This is a genomic window from Succinimonas sp. (genome assembly GCF_045225735.1).
Taxonomy (GTDB): domain Bacteria; phylum Pseudomonadota; class Gammaproteobacteria; order Enterobacterales; family Succinivibrionaceae; genus Succinimonas.
The window spans coordinates 1-9,355 of the sequence record NZ_JBGVBR010000246.1; the positions used below are offsets into that span (position 1 = coordinate 1).

Genomic DNA, 9,355 nt, shown 5'->3' on the forward strand with positions numbered 1-9,355 from the left:
CTCCAGCGAGGAGGAACGCCATAAGCAGTTTGACTGGCTGATTGACGTCATCCTCAGAATGAGGAATACCTTCGTAAAATACCTGTAAAGCGCATATTGAGGATTCCCTGGCAGCAGTTTTTTGAGGCTGCTGCTGTGATTGCTCTGAGGTTGTGAAACGGTAATCTCCGGCTTAAAAAGTGATGACGGTATCCAGTTTGTATTTCCTTTGGTTCTGTTTCACAGGGACATCGGATGTTATATTCGATAACAATACAGAACTCGCAGAAGACAGGATTTTTTCTTGTTATATCCTTTTCTGAAACAGAGTTCTGTATTTTTATTATTATCTAACTGTTTTTATTTACTTTTTTATCTTTATAACGACCTTTGTTTCTTTTTAATATGTTATTTAACGGTTTTTTAGAGCCAGATGCATAACATATTTTCCCGTCTGACATCAATTCCTCTACACATTCCGAAAATGTCTTGGAAGGATTGCCGCTGTATCCCAGCATTGAATAAATAGCCGCACCTGACAAATCATTATCACGCAGAATTGTCATAATCAAATCCTTTATTTCCGTTCTGGAACGCCTTTTTTTGGTTTTGTTTTTAGGGATCTTATTGGTAATAATTGTATTATCGATAAATACCGGGTGAATGGGCATAATAACCGAGAAAAAGGTGCGATCCTCATCCGTTAAAAATGTCGGCAGGGGGGAGCCGTTGGCTTTGATGGCTTTAACTGCAATCGGTATCCCAGTGTTTCTGCCCTCAACCATATGGAGTTCCTTCAGAAAATCTCCGATGCGTCTGTTACGGTATCTCCTGGCACGCATTTGATAATTGCGGATATCTTCATCGGAAATTGATCTGTCAGGCCCCGGAACACTTGTAATTTCAATTTTGTCTCGTTCTATGCGTATGGTTATAGGTTCATATTCCTGATAGGATCGGTGAAAAACGGCATTTGACACAAATTCTTCCAAAGCCGCATAGCTGTAATTTTTAATTCTGATGGCTTCAGCCTGATACGGAACCTTAAAAACCTTCTCGGCAATTACTTGGTTTTTTAAATAACTGAGAGCGCTGCGCAGCTGTTCGTCAATAGGGCCGGAAAATATTCTTTCCTCCATGCCCTGTCCGGTTTCATCAGGAATATTAACGACTTCAATTCTGCAGTACGGGAAAAATTTTTCCGGATTATCATTAAAAAACAGGAGACCTACATTAAGAGGTTTATAACATTCTCTGGGGCCGTTTGCAATGTGCATATCAGCTGCAATAGTTTCAACACTGAGATTGTCTGTGCCATTAGAATTTTTTAGCAAACTGCTTTCAACATTCTGGAGAAAATTTCTCAGAAGCGGATATTTTAAATCTTTGATTTCTGCCCGGGGATTCATGCGATCATCGAAGGGGACGTTGTGGGATAAGGAAAGGAGTTCCTTGACATCAAGATCCGTTGCTTCAATGGTGCTGGCCATCTTGCGGATGCAATAAACCTTTTCGCTGTTTTTCACGGATGGCTTTTTCGGGCACTGATATGGACGATCATATCCGCCAGGACACCAGACCAGAAGCAGCCACTTTCCGTCAATTTTCACCGGCTGAGTTTCCGGTAAATAAACAGGCTTTAAAAACTTGCAGCAACGTAAAATATCCTTTTGAATGGCATCAAGCTGATTCTCCTCAAGTCCGCTTACTGGTCTTACCACTCTGCCGTTTTCTTCCCGGGCTCCAATCACCAGATATCCGCCACCCCAGTTGTCAATATCATTGGCAAAGGCGCTTATGGTCTTTAATGCGGCATCAGGATTCCAACCTTCCTTGAACTCGATTCTGGCCCATTCAACCACATTGTCATTCAATAATGTTTCTATGGTAATCGGAATTGCCATGTACACCCCCTGTAATTATTTTCAGCTAACCGGCTACTAACATACGACTAACTCACTATTTAATCTTAATCGTAAGTTAGTCGTAAGTCAAAGATTATTTTGAAATCTGAGAATGTTATGGTTGGCCTGTACCCAACTATGGATAAGAAGCACTTTGGCGGTCATTGTTCCACGATACATCAGCAAATACCGTAGGTTCTTGAAGAAATCTGTAAAATTTAGGAATGAATTGCATTTCGTATATCGGGCTTTTTCATGACGTTGTAAACAGGTGCAAAGCTTATTGCGGACTCCTGATTTGATCCCCGCAGGATTACTGTCCTCATGTTCAGGATACCGGCATGATGTTGGTGTAAAATTAGACCGTTGCGCCGTCTTTATGGGAGCACGGGAGCTTTGCAGGGGAATGCCTTACGCCTTACTTTGCAGCGGTGATGCGTTATTCACTGTGCCCGGGGAGGCCGCATCGGGGAAGGAAAAAAATAAAGTCAAAACCCAAACTCCAGGAAAAATAACGCCCCGGTAAAACCCAACCCCTGAACCCAAACCTAAAGACAGCAAGACCGGCGGCGCAAAAATCTGTCGGCAGTGCCGCAAAAATCAGATTACCGGCGCTGCAACAATAAGACGACCGCCGCCAGCCGGTGCCAAACAGACAAGACGGGAGCATGACTTTACGGGGAGCAAAAGAAATGACAGAAGAGATGACAGAGAAGATGACAGATTACGGCGCTCTTTGCTATGACAATGACGCGGAATTAACCTACAGCTATAAGGGGATCACCTACAAGCTTACCTCCTACCCTTACGAGCCCTGCATGTATCTCAAAAGGGATGACTCCCTCATCTGCGTCCTTCATAATGCCTTTACCACGTATTACATTGCAGAGACATTCTCGGCCGGCAAAAAGGTCCATATCTACAGATGGGAGTACGACGAGAAGGAGTTCTGTCAGATACTGGCCACAGTTCTTGAAAGCGGCCGCAGCGATCTTGATTTCACCTATGCCGCCAAGCTCTGGGAGGAGGGCGTTTCCGGCAAGAGTCCTTCCGGTGCCAGAACTAAGTCCCGGTCTTCCGCTTCCCGCGTCCCCGGCAAACACTCTGCTGTCCCAAAGTAACAGGACTTTCCCATGCCCGAGCAGACCTTTAAAAAACACTATCAGAATATTCTGGATTATCCGGGCTTCCGGAAGGACGGCCGGGGATCTGCTCCCTTCCTCCCCATGAGCCGGAAGGAAATGACTGCTCTCGGCTGGGACTTTTGCGACATTATTCTGGTTTCCGGGGATGCCTACGTGGATCACCCCAGCTTCTGCACGGCCATTATCGGAAGGTACCTCGAGGCCTTCGGTTTTCGGGTGGGGGTAATCGCCCAGCCGGACTGGAAGAGCCGGGATGCCTTTATGATCCTGGGCCGGCCCCGGCTGTTTTTCGGGGTAACCGCCGGCAATATGGATTCCATGATCAACCATTACACCGCAGAACGCCGCATCAGAAGCGATGATGCCTATACCCCCGGCAACGTGGCCGGCAAAAGACCGGATCGGGCCACAGTAGTCTATACCCAGAGAATCAAGGAGGCCTATAAGGGCATTCCGGTGGTGCTGGGCGGCATCGAGGCATCTCTCCGGCGCTTCGCCCATTATGACTACTGGTCGGATACGGTAAAGAATTCCGTGCTGCCGGATTCCAAGGCGGATATTCTGGTGTACGGGAACGGCGAACGTCCCATTATCGAAATTGCCTGGCGGCTCTCTCAGGGTGAGGACATAAAGAGTCTTACGGATATCCGGGGCACAGCCGTGATGCTGGGGGAACTCCCCCCGGGCTTCACCGGCATCGATGCCCGGAAGCCCGAGGCCGGGATCCCCATCCCGCCCCGGAAAAACCCTTACTGCGACCTATGCTCCCGGAACGACAGGGCTCAGACTGCTCCGGCGCAGTCCCAGACTTCATCCCAGCCCGCATCCCCGACATCATCCCAGAATCCGTCTCCGTCTTTATCCCTGGCTTCATCCCCGGATCCCACCGCAGCACCGGCTCAGTCCCCCGCGGTTTCCTCACATTCTGCCGCCTCATCTGAAAACGTATCATCATCCGCATCATCGTCTGCAGCATCGTCCGCAGCATCAGCCGCCTCACCTGCTGCCTCCTCAGTTCATGCTCCGGCCCCGGATGCCATCCCGGAGAAGTATGTGTTGATGCCCTCCGCCGAGGAGGTGAAAAAGGATCGGCTCTCTTATGCCCAGGCGGCCCACCTAATGCTGCTGGAGACCAACCCTTACTGTGCCCGCTGTCTTGCTCAGGCTCACGGAAGCCGCTATGTCTGGGTGAATCCGCCTTCTTTCCCTCTGACCACGCCGGAATATGATGCCGTCTATGAGCTTCCCTTCAGAAGAGTGCCCCATCCGGCCTATAAGGGGGAACGCATTCCGGCCTATGACATGATAAAGGAGTCGGTGTCCATTATGCGGGGCTGCTTCGGGGGCTGCAGCTTCTGCTCCATTACCGCCCATGAAGGAAAAATCATTCAGAGCCGTTCCGAGGACTCCGTGGTGCATGAGGTTACCGAGGTAAAGGATAAAACCCCGGGCTTCAAGGGAGTGCTTTCAGATCTGGGCGGGCCCTCCGCCAACATGTACCGGCTGGGCTGCAGCGATCCCCGGGCTCAGGCCTCCTGCCGGCGGCCCTCCTGTCTTTATCCGGAGCCGTGCCGGAAGCTTAATACGGATCATAGCAGCCTGATAGAGCTCTACCGCCGCATTAGGAGCCTGCCCTTTATCAGAAGGGTGTTTATCGCTTCGGGAGTGCGTATTGATCTGGCGCTCCGAGATCCGGAGTATATCCGGGAGCTGGTCACCCACCATGTGGGCGGTCTTCTTAAAATCGCTCCCGAGCATACCGAGCCCGAGGTGCTGTCCCGGATGCTGAAGCCGGCCATTTCCGGCTATGACGAATTTAAAAAACTCTTTGACCGCTATTCCGCGGAGGCCGGCAAAAAGCAGTACCTGATCCCGTATTTCATGTCCTCCCATCCCGGTTCGGATCTTAAATCCATGATCCGGCTGGCGCTTTGGCTGAAAAAACGCGGCTTTGAACTGGATCAGGTGCAGAATTACATTCCCACTCCCATGGCCGGAGCCGCTGCCATGTACTATACCGGCATGAATCCTTACGAAAGGATTAAATCCGGGGATAACAGCGAAGTATTTGTCGCCAAGGGGGATATCGCCCGGAAAAGACAGAAGGCGATTTTGCGTTATCATGATCCTGCGAATTTTGCAGTAATCAGGGAGGCGCTCCGGGAACTCGGCATGGAATACCTTATCGGCACCGGCCCTGATGCTCTGGTGCCGCCTCCCGGCGCCGGCGACCGTAACAGCGCCTCCCGTCCCCGCTACGGCTTTGAGCGGGAGGAGCGGGGACGGAGGGAGGACACCGGCAGAAATAACGCCAGGAATAACGACAGAATGAAAAACTTAGGACGCAGTGCCGGGGCAGGCTTCGGGGACAGTCGTGGCAACAGCCGCGGCAATGACCGGAGACCATCCGGAAAAATGCCGCATCCGGACAGCAGAAACGGCGCTTCAGGCAAACACAAAAACAGGAACAAGGACAGATGAAATACATTGACGGCAGAGTGATGCATATCGGGGATACGGTGCTTTTTCAGAAAAAGATGCTGGGCACGGTGCAGGCGGTGCTGGATCTCCGGGAGTTTTCCCCGGTACTGGATCCCTCGGAGTTTTCCGGGATGGAAACGGGGCTTATGGTAGAATTTCATGACGGGAGTTCCCTGTTTTTTGAGGAACTGCCGGAGGATCTTATGCTTCTTAAGAGAAACAGCTCCTATGCCGATGAAGTGCGGGAGGATATCATTAAGCGGAATCCCGGAGAACCCGTTCTGGCGCCTCTCCCTGATACGGCGGATATTCCGGAGCATCAGCTCTGGTAAATACTGGGGTAATAACTGGAAAAATAAAGAACATGAAAGCTTTTGGAAAAATACTCATAACGGTTCTGGCTCTTACGGTAATGATGGGAGTGCCGGGCTGCAAAAAACACGGCAAAAAGGTTATCGAGGAGCCGGAGGACGAAACCCTGCTGGGAGTGGACGCCGATCATGACGGCATCCGGGATAACGTCATGGCTAAAATGAAAAAGGATTTTTACATGATCACCCCGGACGAGTTTAAAGTGCTGGAACAGAACGCCCGGGTGTTTCAGGAGATCCTGGAGACCAGACCGGAGGATCGCACCGGCATCCTGCTGGCCCGGGGACATTTGGACGACGCCTTTAACTGCGGCATTACGGTTTATGGCGAGGAGCTTAATTATGATAACTTTTCCGTCATGCTGACTCAGGTGCGTCAGTGGTACTTTGATAATCCCCTGAGAAAGGCCGCCCATCAGGAGTTTCTCATAAGAAGCCGGGAGTATATGTATCAGCCCCTGAATCTGGAAGGAAACAATACCTGCGAGTTCGAGCTTTCCCCGGAAACTCTGAAGCTTATTGAGATCCGAAAGGAGATCAAGAGGAGAAAGGCCGAGAAGGAAGAGGCCGAGAAAGCGCAGGCGGCAAAGTAACCGCCGGAAAACGACAGCAAATAAGAAGCTCGGCAGGGCAGCCGATGGCATAGCAGCAGGAAGAGAGAAAAACCATGCAATATGAAATACTAAGTCAGGACACCTTTCCCATGCTCCGGGTGTCTCTTAATCAGGGAGAGCATATTTGCTGCGAGCGGGGCGCCATGATCACCATGAGTCAGGGCCTTAAGCTGGAGGGCGGGGTCAAGGGCGGTCTTGCCGGCGGTCTCATTCGCTCGTTTCTGACCCGGGAATCGTTTTTCACGTCCAGCATCACCGCAGACAGCGCTTCCGGCTCCGTCTGTCTGGGATCCGGGGATCATGGCAGCATTCTGGCTCTCGGCGTTACTCCGGAGAAGGGCCTTGTGGCGCAGAAGGGCTCTTACCTTGCCAGCACCCCGGATGTGGAGCTCGGCACCAAAATGCAGGGACTTTTTCAGGGACTGACATCCCGGCAGGGCTTTTTTCTGATCCGGCTTACCGGATCCGGAACCGCCTTTCTCTCCGCCGCCGGCGCCGCCCATCGCTTTGACCTGAAACCGGGAGAGACCCTGGTGGTGGATAACGGGCATCTCCTGGCCTGGGACGAGGATCTGGAATACACCATGCAGAAGGCCTCTGGGCTGTTTTCCAGCGTAACCTCCGGGGAAGGGCTGGTTTGTAAGTTCACCGGACCAGGCACCCTTTACATTCATACCACGAAGTACAGCGCGGTGCGCAAAAAAGAGGAAAAAACGGGCTGCCTGGGAGCAATTTTCGATTTCGCGATCTAGCGATTAACAGGTTCTTTACAGCGCTATAGCAGTTTTATACCTTTTCCGGGCTAATCTAATCCCGGGCTCATTACGGGCTTATCCCGAGTTAAGTTCTTAAGCCCCGGTATCCGGCGGTAAAGGCCGGGGAGATCCCGGGCGCCGTTTTTGTCTTATGCTCATAAAAATGCGTTACCGCCGGCAGATATGACGCATCATCCTTTGAAAACATCTGAAATTTTTGTGTAATAGGTTTCATTCCCGCTGCTTGTCCCCGAAAACTGATGATCTCGATCCTTTTATTGACTTCGGAAAATTGTTCAAATGATGTCTTTTTCCTATAATACGAAAAGGTTTTCGTTTTTAAGGCTGGTTTAGATGAAAATACGAGACTCGGGACAGAAGATTAAAAGAATTGCCGGAAAGGTTCTTTCCATGCTGAGCATCAAGAACGTTTCCCTTCTGTACCGCATATACATATCCTTTGCCATCATTGTTCTGGGATTTGCCATAAGCTTCGGACTTACGAGTCTTTATCAGATCGATATTAACAGTTCCTTCACCGCCGTGGAGCGGGAAGCCAATCCTATCAGCATCAGTTCTCACAAGCTGCAGATTTCTCTTCTGGCGGCCAATCAGGCTCTTTTTAAAATCATCGGGGCGCAGACCACGGACGAAGTGGACAAGCTGGCAAACGAGCTCAAGGTGGGCCGGGTGCAGCTGGATGCCGATCTGGAATCGCTGGAGGAGCTGGTAGGCAGCAGCACCGTTATTCAGAGCTCCTCTCCCGAAATTCTGGAGCGGGTGAAGGCTCTGCATTCCTTTGTTCGCAAGTATCTTGACGTTACCGAGCCCATTCCGGCCAACAGACGGAAGTTCCTGGAGCACCGGGCCAAAATCAACAAGGCCCAGACCGAGACTCAGGGTCTCATTAACCTCATGACCCTGGAAATTGACCGCACCGCGGAGGCCACGGGAGACGACTTCGTCAAGAACATTGTGGTTTACATGAACCCCATCCGCATCGGCATTGAAAATCAGCTGTACGATGCCTTTAAGTTAAGCTCCCCCAAAAAAATCAAGGAAATCTATGACCGGATGCCGGTGCAGTTCGACATGTTCATGGAAAAGGTGACGGAACTTGACGGCGAGGTGCCCGGCACCATTGACAACCTCAAGAACGGCTACCTGGATCCCTTCAAGAGACATATCATGGAGCCCAAGGGCGTGCTGTACCAGACCTATGAGCTGGCTCTGGAGGGGGAAAGCCTGGAGGCGGTCATTGATGAAGGCATCAAGATCATTCAGAGCACCGAAGAGAATCTGATAATCCTCCAGAATAACGCCCGGGACTTTTCCACCAAGGCTTCCCAGAAGGTGCATACCAACATCAATCTCGCTATGTTCACCTTTCTGGTGGGCTTTATCCTCATTATTCTGGTGGTGTTTCTGGTATGCGTCAACCTGGCAGTCAGCATCAAGAAGCCCATGTATCATCTTATCGGGGTGATGGAGTCTGCCGCCAACGGCGATCTTACCGCCGGCTATACCTTTGAGGGGGAGAACGAGTTCGGCCGCATCGGTCAGGGACTTAACAGCCTTATCGGCAAGAACAGAGAGCTTCTTAAAACCCTGTCCGAAATGGTGAAGCAGCTTAATGACACCTCCTCCCGGAACATTATGATTGTGGGGGATGCCAAGGAGGCCATTGACGTGCAGCGCCGCGAGGCCACCATGGTAGCTGCCGCCACCCATGAGCTGGAAAACACCATCCGGATGGTGGAAGACTCCTCCCAGCATACCCTTAACGAGGTTATCAATGCCGGCAAGGTGTCTGACGAAGGCCGGAAGATCATGAGTCAGAACATCACCACCACCCATCAGCTGGACAAGAAGCTCAAGGCTACCACCGAGAGCATTACCCGGGTAAATGAAATGGGCAAGCGCATCAGCTCCGTGATTTCCATTATTCGCGGCATTGCCGAGCAGACCAATCTCCTGGCTCTTAATGCCGCCATCGAGGCCGCCAGAGCCGGCGAGCAGGGCCGGGGCTTTGCCGTGGTGGCCGATGAAGTGCGGACACTGGCCAACAAGACCAGCGAGTCCACCAAGCAGATCACCGGGGTTATC

The 9,355-nt window shown here is 51.2% G+C and carries 7 protein-coding genes; 6 read left to right on the plus strand and 1 reads right to left on the minus strand.

Translation table 11 applies throughout. The annotated features are described in order from the left end of the window. Positions 1 to 329: 329 nt before the first annotated feature. Positions 330 to 1,883 carry an RNA-binding domain-containing protein gene (locus ACJROR_RS08600; protein ID WP_406546768.1) on the minus strand — a complete coding sequence of 518 codons (1,554 nt, stop codon included), beginning with the start codon at positions 1,881 to 1,883 and terminating at the stop codon, positions 330 to 332. A gap of 692 nt (positions 1,884 to 2,575) precedes the next feature. Here ACJROR_RS08600 and ACJROR_RS08605 point away from each other — a divergent pair. The 6 genes from ACJROR_RS08605 to ACJROR_RS08630 all read left to right on the plus strand — a co-directional run. Next, positions 2,576 to 3,004 carry a hypothetical protein gene (locus ACJROR_RS08605; RefSeq protein ID WP_406546769.1) on the plus strand — a complete coding sequence of 143 codons (429 nt, stop codon included), beginning with the start codon at positions 2,576 to 2,578 and terminating at the stop codon, positions 3,002 to 3,004. Positions 3,005 to 3,016: 12 nt separating this feature from the next. Then, positions 3,017 to 5,509: a YgiQ family radical SAM protein gene (locus ACJROR_RS08610; RefSeq protein ID WP_406546770.1), complete on the plus strand. Its 2,493-nt coding sequence runs from the start codon at positions 3,017 to 3,019 to the stop codon at positions 5,507 to 5,509. Then, entirely contained in the window at positions 5,506 to 5,841 is a 336-nt protein-coding gene (locus ACJROR_RS08615; protein ID WP_406042235.1) for a hypothetical protein, read from the plus strand. The genes ACJROR_RS08610 and ACJROR_RS08615 overlap by 4 nt, the downstream gene beginning before the upstream one ends. A gap of 32 nt (positions 5,842 to 5,873) precedes the next feature. Next, complete coding sequence (locus tag ACJROR_RS08620) at positions 5,874 to 6,473, plus strand: hypothetical protein (RefSeq protein WP_406546771.1); 600 nt, start codon at positions 5,874 to 5,876, stop codon at positions 6,471 to 6,473. 74 nt (positions 6,474 to 6,547) lie between these two features. Continuing rightward, positions 6,548 to 7,246, plus strand: coding sequence for a TIGR00266 family protein (locus ACJROR_RS08625; protein WP_406546772.1), 699 nt, complete (start codon positions 6,548 to 6,550; stop codon positions 7,244 to 7,246). A 357-nt stretch (positions 7,247 to 7,603) separates the two neighbouring features. After that, positions 7,604 to 9,355, plus strand: a 1,752-nt coding sequence (locus ACJROR_RS08630; RefSeq protein ID WP_406546773.1) for a methyl-accepting chemotaxis protein, incomplete at its 3' end; no start/stop codon positions are given.

Excerpts from the sequence above, each read along its gene's own strand:
- ACJROR_RS08600 (WP_406546768.1), bottom strand. The coding sequence starts at position 1,883 with ATGGCAATTCCGATTACCATAGAAACATTATTGAATGACAATGTGGTT.
- ACJROR_RS08625 (WP_406546772.1), top strand. The coding sequence starts at position 6,548 with ATGCAATATGAAATACTAAGTCAGGACACCTTTCCCATGCTCCGGGTG.
- ACJROR_RS08610 (WP_406546770.1), top strand. The coding sequence starts at position 3,017 with ATGCCCGAGCAGACCTTTAAAAAACACTATCAGAATATTCTGGATTAT.
- ACJROR_RS08605 (WP_406546769.1), top strand. The coding sequence starts at position 2,576 with ATGACAGAAGAGATGACAGAGAAGATGACAGATTACGGCGCTCTTTGC.
- ACJROR_RS08615 (WP_406042235.1), top strand. The coding sequence starts at position 5,506 with ATGAAATACATTGACGGCAGAGTGATGCATATCGGGGATACGGTGCTT.
- ACJROR_RS08620 (WP_406546771.1), top strand. The coding sequence starts at position 5,874 with ATGAAAGCTTTTGGAAAAATACTCATAACGGTTCTGGCTCTTACGGTA.